General features: G+C 38.9%; 13 protein-coding genes. 8 read left to right on the top strand and 5 right to left on the bottom strand.

All coding sequences use genetic code 11. The features are described 5' to 3' along the window. Nucleotides 1–7: 7 nt before the first annotated feature. Nucleotides 8–922 (top strand): SDR family oxidoreductase, encoded by a 915-nt coding sequence (locus tag CPS_RS04015; RefSeq protein WP_011041747.1) that lies wholly within the window; start codon nt 8–10, stop codon nt 920–922. A 348-nt stretch (nt 923–1,270) separates the two neighbouring features. After that, entirely contained in the window at nt 1,271–2,203 is a 933-nt protein-coding gene (locus CPS_RS04020) for a tRNA-dihydrouridine synthase (RefSeq protein ID WP_011041749.1), read from the top strand. A 461-nt stretch (nt 2,204–2,664) separates the two neighbouring features. On the opposite strand, the gene hutH is transcribed toward CPS_RS04020, so the two are convergent. The 3 genes from hutH to hutC all read right to left on the bottom strand — a co-directional run bounded on the left by hutH (nt 2,665) and on the right by hutC (nt 6,943). Beyond that, a complete protein-coding gene (gene hutH, locus CPS_RS04025; RefSeq protein ID WP_011041751.1) occupies nt 2,665–4,209 on the bottom strand; it encodes a histidine ammonia-lyase in 1,545 nt (514 codons plus the stop codon). A 162-nt stretch (nt 4,210–4,371) separates the two neighbouring features. Then, nucleotides 4,372–6,066: a urocanate hydratase gene (hutU, locus tag CPS_RS04030; RefSeq protein ID WP_011041752.1), complete on the bottom strand. Its 1,695-nt coding sequence runs from the start codon at nt 6,064–6,066 to the stop codon at nt 4,372–4,374. A 139-nt stretch (nt 6,067–6,205) separates the two neighbouring features. Further along, nucleotides 6,206–6,943 carry a histidine utilization repressor gene (gene hutC, locus CPS_RS04035; protein WP_011041753.1) on the bottom strand — a complete coding sequence of 246 codons (738 nt, stop codon included), beginning with the start codon at nt 6,941–6,943 and terminating at the stop codon, nt 6,206–6,208. Nucleotides 6,944–7,156: 213 nt separating this feature from the next. Between hutC and hutI the strand changes: the two genes are divergently transcribed. The 4 genes from hutI (at nt 7,157) to CPS_RS04060 (ending at nt 13,337) form a co-directional block, all read left to right on the top strand. Beyond that, nucleotides 7,157–8,413, top strand: coding sequence for an imidazolonepropionase (gene hutI / locus CPS_RS04040; protein ID WP_011041754.1), 1,257 nt, complete (start codon nt 7,157–7,159; stop codon nt 8,411–8,413). Between the two features lie 559 nt (nt 8,414–8,972). Beyond that, complete coding sequence (locus CPS_RS04050; protein WP_138140232.1) at nt 8,973–9,680, top strand: hypothetical protein; 708 nt, start codon at nt 8,973–8,975, stop codon at nt 9,678–9,680. Between the two features lie 25 nt (nt 9,681–9,705). After that, entirely contained in the window at nt 9,706–12,054 is a 2,349-nt protein-coding gene (locus tag CPS_RS04055; protein WP_011041756.1) for a bifunctional diguanylate cyclase/phosphodiesterase, read from the top strand. Further along, nucleotides 12,051–13,337, top strand: a complete 1,287-nt coding sequence (locus CPS_RS04060; RefSeq protein WP_101153672.1) for a hypothetical protein — start codon at nt 12,051–12,053, stop codon at nt 13,335–13,337. Before CPS_RS04055 ends, CPS_RS04060 begins: the two co-directional genes overlap by 4 nt. Before the next feature lie 55 nt (nt 13,338–13,392). Here the strand turns inward: CPS_RS04060 and CPS_RS04065 are convergent, their stop codons facing one another. Further along, on the bottom strand, nt 13,393–14,103 hold the full coding sequence (locus tag CPS_RS04065; protein WP_011041758.1) for a glycerophosphodiester phosphodiesterase: 711 nt from the start codon (nt 14,101–14,103) through the stop codon (nt 13,393–13,395). Between the two features lie 448 nt (nt 14,104–14,551). Here CPS_RS04065 and CPS_RS04070 point away from each other — a divergent pair, with 448 nt between their 5' ends. Further along, nucleotides 14,552–15,400 (top strand): pseudouridine synthase, encoded by an 849-nt coding sequence (locus CPS_RS04070; RefSeq protein WP_232769051.1) that lies wholly within the window; start codon nt 14,552–14,554, stop codon nt 15,398–15,400. 140 nt (nt 15,401–15,540) lie between these two features. Here the strand turns inward: CPS_RS04070 and CPS_RS04075 are convergent, their stop codons facing one another. After that, complete coding sequence (locus CPS_RS04075; RefSeq protein WP_011041760.1) at nt 15,541–17,436, bottom strand: propionyl-CoA synthetase; 1,896 nt, start codon at nt 17,434–17,436, stop codon at nt 15,541–15,543. Between the two features lie 609 nt (nt 17,437–18,045). Here CPS_RS04075 and CPS_RS04080 point away from each other — a divergent pair. Beyond that, complete coding sequence (locus CPS_RS04080) at nt 18,046–18,264, top strand: helix-turn-helix domain-containing protein (RefSeq protein ID WP_011041761.1); 219 nt, start codon at nt 18,046–18,048, stop codon at nt 18,262–18,264. Nucleotides 18,265–18,282: the final 18 nt, after the last annotated feature.

An 18,282-nucleotide genomic window follows, 5' to 3' on the forward strand; every position in this document is an offset into this window, starting at 1 on the left:
TAACGCAATGACTAATAAAGTAGTGAATAATGATAAAATCTCCTCTGTAGGTATCATTGGCTGTGGTTGGTTGGGTAGCGCATTAGCCTATCAGCTGAAAAATCAGGATATAGCAGTCCTTGCGACGCGAAGCAATATAGATAATATCGAACAATTGAAAAGCCAAGGTATAGAAGCTGAAGTATTATCTTTACCAGCAGAACAAGCGCAGTTAAATACCCACCCCATTTTTAAGCAGCAATGTTTAGTTATCGCCATTACGCCACAATTTAGGCAGGGTCGTGTTGATTATGCGGATAAAGTACAACAGCTAGTTGAGTCAGCTAAAGTCGGCAATTGTGTCGAACAGATTATTTTACTGAGCAGCAGTGCGATATATAACGGCTTATCAGGAGACGTTGAGGAAAACAGCATTTTAGATATGTCGGCTGATAAAGTTTCGGTATTAAATCAAGCTGAGCAAGCGGTATTAAGCTTTAATCACCCTGGCCGAAATGAGTCTCGCTTAAATGCGTTAAATGCTGAAGTAGGCAATAAGAAAGCTTATGTGCTCAGGTTATCTGGTTTAGTGGGACCAAAGCGTCATCCTGGCAAGTTTTTGCTAAATGGTCATATGCTAAAAAGCCCCCAAGCAATTGTTAACTTAATTCATCAGCAAGATGCCGTTGGTCTCATTCAGACATTATTACAAAGTGCTAACTGCGGGGGAATTTTTAATGGTGTGAGTTCAACTAAAGTCACAAAAAAGCAATATTACCAAGCTGCAGCAAGTGCTTTACAATTACCAACGCCTACGTTTGAAGAGATCGAACTATCAGAAGATAATGCGCCCAAGGTAGTATCGGGCAAGAAAACTCAGGCAGAGTTAGCTTATGAATTTGTTTATGACGATTTACTTGCTTGGCTTGAGTTAGCAGTGTAGTCCATTATTCTTATACAGGGTATCAGCGCTTTTGATATACTAGCGCCGATACTTATTGAAGAGCCAACTTTTGAATCTATTCCCAACAAAATTTATAATTCGTCATCAAGCTAAATTACTATTTCTTGTTGTCTGGGGTCATGTCACTATTTTGGATCTTTGCTATGTAACGTATGCTGGGCCAATCTTCTTCTGGCAAGAAAATTTACAACTATTCACGTTATTTATTCACCTTATCGTCGCTTCTTTAACGTTAGCTTTTTATTTTTTACTCATTAATATCAGTACTCGTTTTCGGATAAATAAAACCGAAAAACCACTGTATTCTACAAAGGACTCTTCATACTAATGCGAGTTGTACTGGCGCCTATGGAAGGCGTGCTGGATTACAGAATGCGTGATTTACTGACGCAAGTAGGCAGTTATGACCTCTGCGTCACTGAGTTTATTCGTGTGGTTGATCAAGTTCTTCCAGATCGTGTTTTTCATCGATACTGCCCGGAGTTAATTGATGCTGATGTTTACGGTAGCTGCACTAAAGCGGGAACACCTGTTCGTGTACAGTTATTGGGACAATACCCTGAATATATGGCTGAAAATGCCGCTAAAGTTATTGAGCTTGGTTCAAGTGGTATCGATTTAAACTTTGGCTGCCCCTCTAAAACGGTTAATAAAAGTCGGGGCGGCTCTATTTTATTAAAAGATCCCGAAAATCTTTATCAAATAATAAAAGCCGTTAAAGAAGCTGTACCTAGCGATACCATTGTTAGTGCTAAAATTCGTTTGGGTTATGAAGATAAGACTCTCGCCATAGAAAATGGTCAAGCGGTTGAGGCTGCTGGTGCCAATGAACTTACTATACATGCCCGTACTAAATTAGAAGGTTACAAACCACCTGCTCATTGGCACTGGATTGCTAAAGTAAAAAACGCAATTAATATTCCCGTTATCGCCAATGGTGAGATTTGGAATTTAGAAGATGCAATTAAGTGTCGAGAAATTTCTGGCTGTACCGATCTTATGGTTGGTCGAGGCGCACTAACTATTCCTAATTTAGGACAGGTCATTAAACAAGAAAGCGATAATATGCCGTGGTTAGAAGTTCGGGCTATATTATCGGCCTATACAGAATTTGAAACTCACGGTGACAAGAGCAAGTATTACTGCAATCGTATCAAGCAGTGGCTTAAATATTTAAAGAGTCATTATAAGGAAGCGGATGTACTGTTTGACGAAATCAGAAGATTAAAAACAGCAGAAGGTATTAGAGCGGCATTGTAATTCTTGAATATATACCCGCTCCACTTGAAGATGCTCGTTTCAGGAAGTTTGAGCGATTCATAATCAAGGTGCATTTTTTGTTAAGCATTCCTTTAAAAAGAAATGTAACGCAGAGTATAATTTGCTCAGCCTTCCCCCAAGGGGCTGGTTTAGAAACGCTTTATACTGCGTTATTGATTTCGACAATAGAATAACTATTCTCTTCAATCAATGCCTTGCCTAAAGGCGTTTCTAATTCCAGCTGAATAATGCATCTTCAAGTGGAACGGGTATAAGATATTTAAAACTGGATACCCGATCAGAGACTTCGGGTATGACGGTGTATTATTGAGTAGCAAGGTTTGGCTATATATTTAGTCGGTTAAATCCTTTCTATCAAAGCAATAAAAAAGGTAGCTATTAAGCTACCTTTTTTCGTTTTTTATTCTAATGCTCAATAAGCTAATTGTTGATTGGACATCTTAAAAGCTAGGTAATAAACCTTCTGGCATATATTGATTCAAGTAACCATCAGAGATAATTTCTGATGCTTCAACAATATCAGGTGCAAAGTATCTGTCTTTATCGTAGAAAGAAACTGTTTCACGTAATTTAGCTTTTGCTTTTTCAATAAGAGGCGAGCCCTTAAGCGGAGCTCTAAAGTCTAAACCTTGCACTGCGGCTAAGTACTCAACGGCAAGAACGCCATTAGTATTCTCGCTCATGTCTGCTAAACGACGACCAGCAAAACATGCCATAGATACGTGATCTTCTTGATTAGCAGAGGTTGGTAAACTATCAACTGAAGCTGGATGAGCAAGTGACTTATTCTCTGAAGCTAATGCTGCAGAAGTAACTTGCGCGATCATAAAGCCAGAGTTAACACCACCGTTATCAACTAAAAATGGTGGTAGTTTACTTAAGCTTGAGTCAATTAATAACGCCATGCGACGTTCAGATAATGAACCAATCTCAGCAATAGCTAAGGCTAAATTATCAGCGGCCATAGCAACAGGCTCAGCATGGAAGTTACCGGCAGAGATAAAGTCACCTTCGTTAGCGAAAACTAACGGGTTATCTGTTACGCCATTCGCTTCAACGTGCAATACTTCTGCCGCTTGACGAATTTGTGTTAAACAAGCACCCATTACTTGAGGCTGACAACGAAGTGAATAAGGGTCTTGTACTTTTTCACAATCAACGTGTGCCTCAGCAATTTCAGAGCTATCAGTTAATACTTCACGATAAGCACGTGCCGCATCAATTTGACCTTTTTGACCACGGACAAAATGTACACGATGATCAAACGGGGCACGAGAGCCCATCGCGGCTTCTACAGAAATAGAACCAATTACCGTACCTGCAGCGTATAAGTCTTCAGCATGGAATAAACCTTCTAAAGAAAACGCTGTAGAAGCTTGTGTGCCGTTTAATAACGCTAAACCTTCTTTTGCTGCTAGGGTTACTACCTCAAGACCTGCAATTTTTAATCCTTCAGCGGCTGGAATCACTTGATCTTGGTAAGACATTTCGCCTTCACCTAATAAAGGTAAAACCATGTGAGAAAGTGGTGCTAAATCACCAGAAGCGCCTACAGAACCTTTCTTTGGTACACATGGGTATACTTCAGCATTTAATAAGGTAATTAATGCTTGAATAACTTGTAAACGAATACCTGAAAAACCACGTGAAAGTGAGTTTATTTTAAGTACCATCATCAAACGCACTGTTGAGTCTTCCATGTACTCACCAAAACCTGCTGAGTGTGAAAGAACAATAGAGCGTTGCAATAATTCTAGCTCTTCATTTTTAATGCGTGTGCTGGCTAATAAGCCAAAACCTGTGTTAATACCGTAAACAACACGATTATCTTTAATCACTTGCTGTACTGCGTTAGCACTTTTATTAATCTCAGAAAAAGCACTTTCATCTAAGCTGTATTTGATACCGTCAAAACGGTTTACGTCGCGTAATTGAGCAAGCGTTAACTGCCCTGGAATAATTTTTAGTTCAGTAATATGGTTCATTATAATTTTCTCAATTTTTGTCTATATAGTGTTCTATGTAATAACCTTAAGTTCGTCATTCCCATCATGGATTAGTGGGAATCTACTCACTTGAAGCTGGATCCTCGATAAGATGTTTCGAGGATCACTTACTTAGTTTTATTGCGTAGCTGAAATTTGTTACTACTTACCGTTTGCACCATCTATCATGGGTAAGTCGAGACCTTGCTCTTTGGCACAATCTACAGCGAGATCGTAGCCAGCGTCTGCATGGCGCATAACACCCGTTGCAGGATCATTCCATAATACACGACCAATACGTTTAGCTGCATCATCAGTACCGTCAGCAACAATAACCACACCAGAGTGTTGACTAAAGCCCATTCCAACACCACCACCATGGTGTATGCTAACCCATGTAGCGCCACCCGAAGTTGATAATAAAGCGTTAAGTAATGGCCAATCCGAAACGGCATCAGAGCCATCTAACATGCTTTCAGTTTCACGATTTGGTGAAGCAACAGAGCCTGAATCTAAATGATCACGACCGATAACGACTGGCGCTGAAAGCTCACCGGTTTTAACCATTTCGTTAAACGCCAACGCTAAACGTGCTCTGTCTTTCAAACCAACCCAACAAATACGTGCAGGTAAACCTTGAAAAGCAATACGCTCACGCGCCATGTCTAACCAGTTATGCAAATGTGGGTTATCAGGAATAAGTTCTTTTACTTTAGCATCAGTTTTGTAGATATCTTCTGGATCGCCAGATAGTGCAACCCAACGAAATGGTCCAATACCTTCACAGAATAATGGACGAACATAAGCAGGCACAAAACCAGGAAAATCAAAAGCGTTTGTTACACCTTCTTCCAATGCCATTTGACGGATGTTGTTACCATAATCGGTAGTAGCAGCACCCATTTTCTGTAAATCAAGCATGGCTTGAACTTGTACCGCCATAGATTGTTTAGCCGCTTTAACCACAGCTGCTTCATCTTTCAAGCGCATTTGTGCAGCATGTTCCATGGTCCAGCCTTGTGGCAAGTAACCATTCAATGGATCATGTGCAGACGTTTGGTCAGTGACTACATCAGGGGTGATACCACGTTTAACTAACTCAGGGAAAACGTCTGCAGCATTGCCTAAAAGACCTACTGAAATCGCTTCTCCTTTTTCATTTGCTTCAAAGATGATTGCTAATGCTTCATCTAACGTTTTTGCTTTCTTATCAACGTAGCGAGTATTGATACGGAAATCGATACGTGTCTCATCACATTCAACCACTAATGCTGAGAAGCCTGCCATGATTGCTGCTAGTGGTTGAGCTCCACCCATGCCGCCTAAACCACCGGTAAGTACCCACTTGCCTTTAGCGCTGCCACCAAAGTGTTGGTTTGCCATAGCAACAAATGTTTCGTAAGTGCCTTGAACAATACCTTGTGAGCCAATGTAAATCCAAGAGCCTGCAGTCATTTGGCCGTACATCATCAGGCCTTTTTTATCTAACTCGTTAAAATGCTCCCAATTAGCCCAATTAGGTACTAGGTTAGAGTTAGCAATTAATACGCGCGGTGCATTTTCGTGAGTTTTAAATACGCCAACAGGTTTACCTGATTGCACCATTAAGGTTTCATCATTTTCAAGGCGGTTTAACACTTCAATAATTTTGTCGTAACATTCCCAGTTACGTGCTGCACGACCTATGCCGCCATATACCACTAACGATTGTGGATGTTCAGCAACTTCAGGATCTAAGTTGTTCATTAACATACGTTTAGCGGCTTCAGTTAACCAACTTTTTGCGGTGATTTCAGTACCGCGGTCAGCGCGAATTACGCGTGAAGTGTCTAAGCGTGGGTCTATGTTAGTTGTCATCGTTTTTCCTCATGGTACAAATACTCAGCATTTAAAGACGTATAAGTGCAATAAAAAAGAGTATGTAAACTATAGTTGTAAAAATAAAATTCGCGGTATTACTTACTCGATAATACTAAGAGCAAGTAAGCAAACATGCTTAAAATTTAAGGTGGCTGCCTAAACGGTATTTATCACCAGGTGATGTCAAAATTGCGACACTAACGACACCTTGTTTCGACCAAGTACGGCGTTTAACTTGTAAACAAGGCGTAGTTGATTGTATGTCTAATTGTTGGCAAATTTCATCACTTGCGAGAATGGCTTCTATTTCGTGGGTTGCTTCAGTTAAGGGAGCAACCGATGAAAGATATTCATGTGGGGTGATTTGTGTGAAGTTTTGTAATAAATAATCAGGCACTAAACTGACATTTACAAAACGTTGTTCTAATTGAATCGCATCATCATTCTCATAATGTAATATCTCAGAATAAAAAACATCTTCGTTATTTTTCAAGTTGAGTAAAATAGCTATTTCATCAGTAACGGCAGTAGAATTTAATAATAATTGCTTAGCTTTATGTTGATGACCACGATCACTAATTTCATCACTAATATTGCGAATTTCTAGCAAGGATGATTGTGACTTAAACGTTGCGACAAAAGTGCCAGCACCTTGAGAACGTACTAAAATACCTTGCTCAGTTAGTTCTTGTAGAGCACGTCTTGCCGTCATGCGGCTTACATCAAATTGCTGTGTAAGCTCGTTTTCAGAAGGTACTTTTGCATTTTGCGGCCATTCACCTGACTCAATATGTTCACAAATATATTGCTTGATCATAGTATACTTGGCAGGCTTATCTTTTTTTGTTGCGCTGTTACTAGCATTGATAGTCATGATTAGTTTTGGCTTTGTTTGAACTTATTTATACGATCTCACATATTTAATAAAAAGGCAAGAGTTGTATATACAAGTTGCGATCGGCATAATTTCAAGTTAAAATTTCAAAGTAAAAGTTTTTCTATCAGCTGAGATTATTTTCAAGTTTTTATATCTATGAAGACTGGCTTATCATTTTCGCTTTCATCACTTTCTCCATAAGGTCGCGGCATGACACTCTTTAAGCACTGGCAAACTCTTTATATCAATGTAAATCTGGCAACTATGACTGATGGCAGTGAAAGTTACGGTGAAATATCTCAAGGTGCATTAGCAATTAGCGCAGGTAAAATTGCTTGGTTAGGTAAAGAAAGTGATTTACCTGAGCACTTTTCGGTAACAGATGAAGATATTGAAGTTATCGATTGCAAGGGACAATGGTTAACACCTGGTTTAATCGATTGTCATACACACCTAGTGTACGGCGGCAACCGTGCCAATGAATTTGAAATGCGTTTACAAGGTAAAAGCTACCAAGAAATTGCTAATGCGGGCGGCGGGATTGTCTCAACAGTTACCGCGACGCGAAGGGCAAGTGAACAAGAGTTACTTGCCAGCGCCTTACCGCGTTTAACCGCTTTACATCAGCAAGGTGTTACTACGGTTGAAATTAAGTCAGGTTATGGCTTAGATACGATAAACGAAATCAAAATGCTAAAAGTAGCGGGCTTATTAGCTGATGAACTGCCTGTTACAATTAAACGTACTTTTCTGGGGGCGCACGCTTTACCGATAGAATACAAAGATAATGCCGAAGGTTACCTTGATGTTGTTTGCGAAGAAATGTTGCCACAAGTGGTGAGCGAAAACTTAGCTGATGCCGTTGATGTATTTTGTGAAGGTATAGGGTTTAGTCTTGCACAAACCAAACGTGTTTTTGATGCCGCACAATCCCATGATTTACCTATTAAAGTTCATGCTGAGCAATTATCTAACTTAGGCGCTTCTGAATTGGCAGCTAACTATAATGCTTTGTCCTCTGATCATATTGAGTTTCTAGATGAAGCGGGTATTAAAGCGATGAAAAAATCGGGCATGACCGCCGTATTATTACCCGGAGCTTTTTACTTCCTACGTGAAACCCAATTACCACCAATAGAACTGCTTCGTAAACATCAAGTACCTATGGCAGTCGCTACGGATGCCAACCCCGGCACTTCCCCTATTCATAATATCCACCTAATGCTTAATATGGCCTGCACCTTGTTTAGATTAACACCGTCTGAAGCATTGGCAGGTATCACCTGTTATGGCGCTAAAGCCTTAGGATTAAGTGAAAGCAAAGGGCAGTTGGCAGTTGGTTATGATGCTGATATTGCGTTATGGAATATTAATCAACCGGCAGAGCTTTGTTATCAATTTGGTGTAAATCCATTGAGCCGTTTAATTCAAAATGGACAGCAAGTATTGATGAATGAGAGTGCGTAAGAGCGCTAAGTTATATACCCGTTCCACTTGAAGATGCAGGATTCAGCTGGAATTAGAAACGCCTTTAAGCAAGGCATTGATTGAAGAGAATGGTTACTCAGGAGAATATGCTCCTGCATTCTCTAATAAGCTGCATCCATGCAGCGTCCTTGTCGAAATCAATAACGCAGCATAAAGCGTTTCTAAACCCGCCCTTGGGGAAGGCTGAGCAAATAATGATCTGCGTTACATTTCTTTTTAAGGGAATAACCCTTAATAAAAAAATGGGCCTTGATTATGAATCGCTCAGACTTCCTGAAACGAGCATCTTCAAGTAGAGCGGGTATAAGTATTGCAATGCAGTACTCATGACGAAATCAGGTTAATAACCAGGTTGGTGTTAGCCTGACTTTTCTTCGCTGAGTATACTAAACAATAGCGTGAAAAGTGTGCAGCCCTTGAAATAGCTCAATATATATGACAGTTCAGTTAAAATTAGCGAGCATTAAGGCAACGATTTTCCACCAAGACAAAACTGGTATACACTGCACGCTCAAGTGAAATTTGATAGGAGTAGATGGTGAGCCATCCTTTTCTTTTGCGCTCTGCGCTTTTACCTTATTGTGTCTATATTTCTTCATTGTTTTTTATCTCGTTGGCCTCTTGGTCGGTGGAAGCTTGTCCAAAAGAAAATACAACTTGTGTTCAAGTACAAGTTAAGAATGTAAAGAACAAACCTTTGCAAAATATGGTGGTGTATATTGAGCCGTTAATGGATCAAGTTTTACCTCAACAGAGTAAAACAGTTGAAATTAGTCAGCATAGTAAATCCTTTATTCCCTATATAAGCGTTAGCCAAAGTACCTCTACGGTCAACTTTGTAAATCAAGATGATATTACTCATCATATTTACTCAGCCGATAGTGAAAATAAATTCTCCTTTAAAATACGAGCAGGTAAAACTGACTCAACAGCACAATTCAATCACGCTGCTGAAATTGCTATGGGCTGTAATATTCACGATTGGATGAGTGGTTACCTTTTAGTCGTAGACACGCCTTATTTTGCTAAAACGGATGAACAAGGGGTAGCTAGTTTTACGCTAAATGAATTAGGAAAATATCGCGTTGTGGTATGGCACCCTCAAATGCAAGCAGAGAATAATCGGATGATTATAGAAAAGGATCTTTCAGCTGGTGACATCATTACTTTGACTTTACAGAAAGACATGGATGATATCCCTGTCCAAAAAAGTGATGATGATTTTGATTTTCTTTCCGATTATTAGTATAAAAAAAATAAGAAGTTAATGAATGAAGAGTTTACAAAATAAAATATTTTTATTGTTTGTCATACTGTTATTAATGGTTCAAGCCATTGCTTTTTGGACTCTATATAGCGAAAAGAAAAATCAAGAAGCGGCAGAAATTAATAACCGTTTAACGACAGCAAAAACCATTTTTACCGAGTTATTTGATCGCAGACTGACCTATTTATCTACTTTTGCTGAAACAGTAGCGAAAGATTATGGTTTAAAAGAAGTCTTTAATGAGGATACTCGCAGTTTATTATTTGCGTTAAATAATCATAGAAAACGTATTGATGCTGATTTGGCCATGACCATCTCTTCAGCAGGGATCATCAATGGACAATTACAACGTCATTTTGTAAACGGTAAAGGTAAAATTCGACAAGGCGCTGAACGAAACAGTGCCTTTCGTTTCAGTGAATGGCTTGAAACCGGTCAAGCAGCGCATTTATATATGATTGATGATGCACTTTATCAATTGAGTTTATCGCCAGTTACTGTGGGAGCTAAAACGTTAGGATGGATCGCTTTTGGTTTTGAAATAGATGAGCGATTAGCGGATGAATTTAAAAATATTACTGGTTTAAATACCGATTTTATTATCAAAAATGAAGGTGCGTGGCAGTTGATTTCAGTTGTCCAGAGTAGTGAAAACAATGAAAGTTACGATAAGTTACTAGAGTTGGCGGTGCAGGTTATTGAAAATAAAGCCCCCGATCAATATATCGCTACTCACTCATTAATCACCGAATTTGATGACCAAGAATTCGGTGTTGCCATGCATGGTTTACGAGCTAATTTTGTCGCCTTATTGCAAGAACAGTGGTGGAAGTTTTTATTCCTAGCAGCGTTAACCCTATTGTTGTCACTTACTAGTGCTTATTTTATTGCGGGCTCTATTAGTAAGCCGATTAAACGCTTGGTTGCTCAAGCTAAAGTAATCGCCAGCGGAGATTATCAGCAAAAAGTTACGTTAAAAGATAACAATGAAATAGGGCAACTTGCAGACGAATTTAATCAAATGCAAGCTGCGGTATTACAGCGTGAAGAAGCGATTACTCATCGTGCAGATCATGATCCATTAACGGATTTACCCAACCGAAACAAACTCAATAAAACCCTAAAAAAACTCATAGAACAACAGAAAAATTTTCTAGTTTTACATTTAAATCTTAGTCGTTTGAAAGATGTTAACGATACATTGGGTCATGATGTAGGTGATGAAGTTATTAAAGAACTTGCAAGTCGTTTACATAATCTTTGTCAAATGAATAGTTTTAACGCCTTGGCACATTTAGGAGCAGATGAATTTATTTTATTGGTAGAACATTTGAAGGTCGATGAAGCTATTTATCAGCTAAGAGCTGAGCTTGAACCAATATTTGATTATCAGGGCATTAGCTTACAGCTGCAAGTTAGGATTGGCGTAGCAGCGTATCCTGAGCATGCTGTTGATGATAAATCATTATTACAAATGGCAGATACGGCGCTAAACAGTACAAGAGAGAAGAGGAAGTTAGTACAAATATACCATCCTGATCTTGATGTTAATACGGTTGAGCGTTTAAGTTTGATTAACGATTTGAAACAAGCTATTCCGGCAGGTGAGTTGGAATTACACTTTCAACCTAAAATGTGTTTAAAAACTAAAACGGTAACTCACGCCGAAGCATTAGTTCGCTGGCAGCACCCTACATTAGGCATGGTGCCTCCTGATAATTTTATTCACATTGCAGAACAAACAGGTCAAATTAAGGCGTTAACACGTTGGGTATTTATTACCGCATTGGACCAATATAATGCTTGGCAAGAACAGGGTATTGATTTGAATATAGCGATAAATGTTTCTGCAGAAAATTTAAAAGAGAACGATTTTCATCACTTTATCTGTCAGTCAATTATGGCGGCCAAGGTACCTGCAGAAAAAATTACGCTGGAAGTGACCGAGAGCTCTGTAGTAGAAGACCCTGAGGCGGCAATTAAATTATTGGCAGAATTTAAAGATTACGGTATGAAAATATCGATCGATGATTACGGCACGGGTTATTCATCATTAGCACAATTGAAACAATTGCCAGTACATGAATTAAAAATAGATAAATCATTTATTCAACACCTTGAACATGATGAAGATGATCAAATTATAGTGCGCTCCACAATTGAACTTGCTCATAATATGGGACTGCACGTGGTTGCTGAGGGAATAGAAGATGAATTTGCGTTAAATTGGTTAGCAGCTCATGGCTGTGAACTTGCGCAGGGTTATTATATCAGTAAACCAAAACCGGCCATGGAGTTAACTCCATGGCTGTTAGCACAGTTAACTATTCAAGATGTTGAGGAAAAGGTTTGATTAAAACAGGCATAATGCTTTGCCAGTTTTTGGTTTTATTATTCTATTTTCCATTACACATGGCTCGAGCGGCTGAATATACTGCGCATGGCATTGTAGACTTTAGAGTTAGTTACATTGACTCTTTGGATAAAGGTTACCTTACTAGCGGACAAGGTAAGCTTGGCTTAGGTGATGGTCTACATTTCTCAGTGGCGCAGATTGGCGCAGATTTATCGGTATCTTGGGAAAATGGTCTCAGTGCCCATGGCGTCGTTAATGCTTATCCTAAAGCTAGCGGTGATGGTGAAAGCACTGTTTTAGGATTTACTGAAGCCTATCTAAAATATCGCTCACTACCCACTAGCTCAGGTTATCGCTTTCAAACTAAAGTGGGTATCTTCTATCCAGAAATCTCCCTTGAAAATAATGCTTACGCTTGGGCAAGTAAAGACACCTTAGATTCATCAACAATAAATACCTGGCTTGGTGAAGAAATTCGAGTATTGGGCTCAGAGTTTAAAGTGACTCGTTTAGGGCGAATGAACAATAATAAATATGATCTATCACTTTCAGCGACGGCCTTTATCAATAATGATCCCGCAGGCGCTTTATTAGCTTGGCATGGTTGGACAATAAGTAACAGACAAACGCTTTGGACAGAGCAACGTGCTTTTCCATGGTTTCCAGCTCGTGCTGACGGGCAGGCATTAGCAGGGCAAGCAGATAAATCTGACCCTTTTTTCGAGCTAGACCACCGTGTAGGATTCCACGTACGAGGAGAATGGAAACTAAGAGGAAAGGGTGAAATATCTGCGGGTTATTATGATAACAGAGCAACCCCTTATAAAGTCATTGATGGACAGTACGGTTGGCGAACACGCTTTTATCACTTAGGTGCTCGTTGGCGTTTTAGTAAAAACTTATCGTTAACTGCGCAGTATCTATCAGGTGATACCTTGATGCAAAGCGAAAGTCAGGTGGATGTAGTCAACAATGACTATGCCAGTGCCTTTGTCGCGCTACATTATAATTGGCAAGCCATTGTTGCGAATAGAAAGCATAAAAGTACTTTGCGAGTTGAAGATTTTTCGGTGACAGATAATGATGATACTTGGGGCGATAATAATAATGAACAAGGTCAAGCCCTGACATTAAATCACAGTTATCGTTTGAGTAAGCCATGGTTTTTATCAGCAGAGTTTACCATTATTGATAGCCACAGGCCTGCTCGATACTATACTGCTGAGCCGGTTGACCTAATCGAAAAACAATTTCAATTAGCTGCCCGTTATTTTTTCTAAGTTTAGATGAGTACCTCACACATTTAAATGGTTTAAATACCCAATAACATCGTGCTTATTTGGCAATACCGTTTAAATGGGCAATATGGCTTTTGGCTTTTGTTGGGTAATTAGAAAATATACCATCGACACCTAAATGTTTCATGGCATTGATATCTTCTAATTCATCGACCGTATAGACAAATACTTTTAAGCCGCGTTTGTGAGCATCAGCGACAAAATGCTCACTAATGAAGTCGACATCAAGGTGAACAGAATAAGCATTTAGTTGTTCGGCAAATTTTGCATAGTCTAACGGGTAACATGCCGTAAGAGCGCCGATAGCAAAATCACTTCGCTGTTGCTGTATGGCATGTAATAACCTGTGATTAAAAGATGAAAATAAAACATCATTACTCAATAGCTCAGTTGTCTTGATAGCGTCATCAATACAGGAAAATAATAACGTTAAATTTCTCACTGCTTTTAATTCAATATTGATAGTGCATTTTCCGGCAATCAACTTTAATACTTCGTCTAAGGTTGGAATAACTTCACCGTCACCTGCATCTAAGCTGCGTAAATACTGATAATCATAGTTAAAAATTTGCCCCTGGCCTGATGTGGTTCTGTGCAGCCATCGGTCATGAATAACAAATAATTTACCGTCAACTTCATGAATATCTATTTCAATACCATCTACTTCAGCTTCTAATGCTGTACGAATGGATCGTAGCGTGTTTTCTGGTGCAACTCCGCTAGCGCCTCTGTGTGCAAAAATTAACATAGTTATACCAATTCCATTAAATTTATTCCCAACTCAGAGCTATGTCAGAGAAGCCAGAACAAATAAAATTTGTGCTGGTATAGTCATTCTATATCTAACAAATTTGTGAAGTTATTGCTTTTCTGACAAGCTCCCAAGGGCGAGTACCTAATAAAAGGTAAAGGTTTACATACATCGTTATTGATTTTGATAAGGGAATAACCATTCTCTTCAATCAATGCCTTGCCTCTAAGCCTTTTAATTCTCGCTGAGTGATAAATAACTTAATGGACTTGGTATGAATTAAATATGATTAATACATTAGTGTTGGTTTTAAGTATAATACCGAGTAACGAGATTGTACTAAAATAAAATGAGCAGCGACAAATTGACCACTTCGACTCCCCCAAAACGTTTAAATAAATACATTAGTGATTCTGGTTTTTGTTCGCGCCGTAGTGCCGATAAAATGATAGAAGCCAATCGGGTAACCATCAATGATAAAGTGCCAGAGCTTGGTACTAAAGTGTTGGCGGGTGATGTCGTTAAAGTAGATGGATATGATATTGCTCCAATTAGTGATGACAAGTCGGATCGTATTTATATCGCTTATAACAAACCTATTGGCATTACCTGTACCACTGAAAAACATGTGCGCGGTAATATTATTGATGCCATTGGTCATAAAAAACGTATTTTTCCTATCGGTCGATTAGATAAACCATCGGAAGGTTTGATATTTCTCACCAGTGATGGAGATATTGTTAATAAAATTTTACGCGCGGAAAATGCTCACGACAAAGAATATATTGTCACCGTTGATAAACCTATTAGTGAACGCTTCATCGAGAGAATGTCTCGTGGCGTACCTATTTTAGGGACCATTACCAAACCTTGTATTGTGCAAGTTAAAAGCCGTTTTGAGTTTACCATTATCCTTACTCAAGGTCTTAATCGTCAAATTCGCCGTATGTGTGAATATCTCGATTATGAGGTTTTAAAATTAAAACGCTCACGTATTATGAAAGTTGAGTTAGGGGATTTAACACCGGGGCAATGGCGAGAATTAACGATAACTGAAATGGCCGAAATTAACCAAGCGGTTGAAGGCTCTAGTAAAACGGCTATTAATACAGCTCAGCCTAAACAGACGACTTCAAGCATGAATGACCTTGAAGAACTATCGGCCTCATTAAATAATGCAGATAATAAAAGTGAATCGAAAACTGAGCCAAATACAGCTGCAGAAACATCTTCTAGTAAAGAGGAAGATGAAAAAGATGTTTGGCCTTATAACAGCCATAAAACAAAAGACTAAATCAGTTCAATTAAACGCTTCTTACTGATTATTACAAAAAAACTTACATAGTGTGACTATGTAAGTTTCTTTTTTATTACCATTTCGCATAAACAAGTTATCACTAAGTAAACACTTGCTTATGCGTATAACGTCAATAACTAGTCTTTGTTGATGCCCACTAGAGCACCTGAAAGTTCAGTTATTACTTGGCTATCTTCTATGGTTGAAGGTATTTCAATTTCTTGCCCATCAATCATTTGTCTAAGGGTTTTACGTAAAATTTTGCCAGAACGCGTTTTTGGCAATCTATCAATGATCAGTAGTTTTTTCAATGATGCTATTGCGCCAATATCATTACGAATGCTTTGTTTTAATTCGCTAATGAGATCTTCATCACTGGTGGTAATACCATTTTTTATGACGACTAACCCAAGAGGTACTTGCCCTTTTAGTGCATCGTGAATGCCGACAACAGCACATTCTGCTACCGCTGGATGACCCGATAAAACCTCTTCCATCTCACCGGTTGATAAACGATGCCCAGCAACATTGATAACATCATCAATGCGACCCATGATGAAAAGATAACCTTCTTCATCAATATAGCCACCGTCTCCCGACGTATAATAGCCAGGATGATTTGATAAATACCCTGATACTAAACGCTCAGAATCGCGATATATAGTGGCTAAACAGCCAGGAGGAAGTGGTAGTTTTATGGCGACACTACCTTGCTGTCCAGCAGGGACTTGCTGACCATCGCCATCAAGAATTTGTACATCAAATCCTGCGATTGGAAAACCAGCAGAGCCAGCTTTTGTTGCTACTATATTGTCAGAGCCGTCATCTAATGGCGTGCTGGCAATTGCCCAGCCTGTTTCTGTTTGCCACCAATGATCTATTACTGGTAGTTGTGTTTTTTCTTTAAGCCAATGATAGGTTGCTGGATCTAAGCGTTCTCCTGCGAGGAATAAACGTTTCAATGATGAGAGGTCGTAATCTTTTAATAAGTCACCTTCTGGATCTTCTTTTCCGATAGCACGAAAGGCGGTAGGTGCTGAAAATAAAGCGTTAACTTTATACTCAGCACAAACACGCCAAAAAGCACCAGCATCAGGTGTTCTAATCGGCTTTCCTTCATAAACAATCGTGGTACAGCCTGCCATTAAAGTACCGTAAATAATGTAAGAATGACCCACAACCCAACCAACGTCCGAGGCAGCCCAGAAGGTATCCCCTTTCTGCATGCCATAGATGTTTTTCATGCTATAAAGCATTGCGACAGCATGACCGCCATTATCTCTTACCACACCTTTTGGTTTGCCTGTGGTACCTGAGGTATACAAAATATAGAGTGGGTCGGTGCTTTTAACGGGTACAGCAGGAATTTCAACAGCAACATCCATTTGTTCCTGCCAGTCAAGATCTCTGTTCGGTACTAACTGTGCTTGAACTTCTTCTCTTTGGTAAATGATGCAATTTTTTGGCTTATGATTAGCGATTTCGATAGCTTGATCAATTAATGGTTTATAAGGAATAACTTTGGCTATTTCAACACCACAGCTAGCACCAACAATAACTTTTGGCTCAGCATCATTGATACGTACTGCAAGTTCATTGGCAGCAAAACCACCAAAAACGACGGAATGAATTGCACCTAATCGAGCACATGCCAGCATTGCTATAGCGGCTTGTGGGATCATTGGCATATAAATTAATACACGATCGCCTTTAGTAACATCCTGTGATCTGAGTACATCAGCAAATTTTGCCACTAGACTGGTCAGTTCAAGATAACTAAATTTTTGTTTTTTTCCGGTAACCGGCGAGTCATATATCAGTGCAGTTTGAGCACCTCGGCCTTGTTCAACATGATAATCCAACGCAAGATAGCAAGAGTTCAATTCGCCATCGGCAAACCAATCATGCCAAGAATCAGTGTTTGTCGACAATATCGTTTGAGGTTTTTTGTACCAAGCAACTAGTTCAGACTGCTCTTTCCAGTAACTCTCGGGTGAATTGATTGCTAATTCTTGTTGTTCAATGTGTTTCATTATATTGGCCTTGTAGATAACTCGGATATACATACATTAAAACTGTCGACAAAATTAACCAATTAGACCTTAGGCTAATACCCAAATAAATAGGGTGATTTACTTAATTTATTGTTTATTGTTATTTGATTGTTATTTAATGTTTATCGATAAAAAATAGCTTTATATCATTCGCTTTTGTTTGTGGTTAAATTGTTTTAAATACTTTGAAAATAAAATAATGCTAATCAGTTATAATATTGTTTTAGATGCGTATGTCGACAATTTGTCATCTTAAAGCATAAAAGGTAGAAGAAGACATAGCGTTAACACAGCGACTGTTTTATGCTATATCCTGCTTTTTTTCATTCTGTTAGTAGTAATCTTAGCCGCAGTTTTTTGCATTATCTAGTAGCATAGTGTGGTTATCACGACAATAATTTGCTCTTTTCAATGATATGCATGGTATTGAGTTGTGCCAGTGATATCGTTTTCTTTATTGCTGCTCTAAAGTTTATTAACTTTTACTCGTAACGGGTATATATCTTTTATTGATTTGTTATTTATTACGTCGGATAGTTTTAAGCAAGCTATCCATTTTGATCATAAACAGAGGTTGATGGTGTCATTATGGCTATAATTATCACGTTAGATATCATGCTTGCAAAACGTAAAATGAAATTAAAAACGTTGGCAGATAGGGTAGGGGTTACCGCGCAGAATTTATCAATCTTAAAAAATGATAAAGCGCGTGCTATTCGTTTTGATACGCTAAATAAATTGTGTAAAGTGCTAGATTGTCAGCCGGGAGATATTTTAACCTATGAGGTAGACAAGGTTGAAGAGTAGGAATACTACTCTTTCTTA

The organism is Colwellia psychrerythraea 34H (assembly GCF_000012325.1).
Lineage (GTDB): Bacteria > Pseudomonadota > Gammaproteobacteria > Enterobacterales > Alteromonadaceae > Colwellia > Colwellia psychrerythraea_A.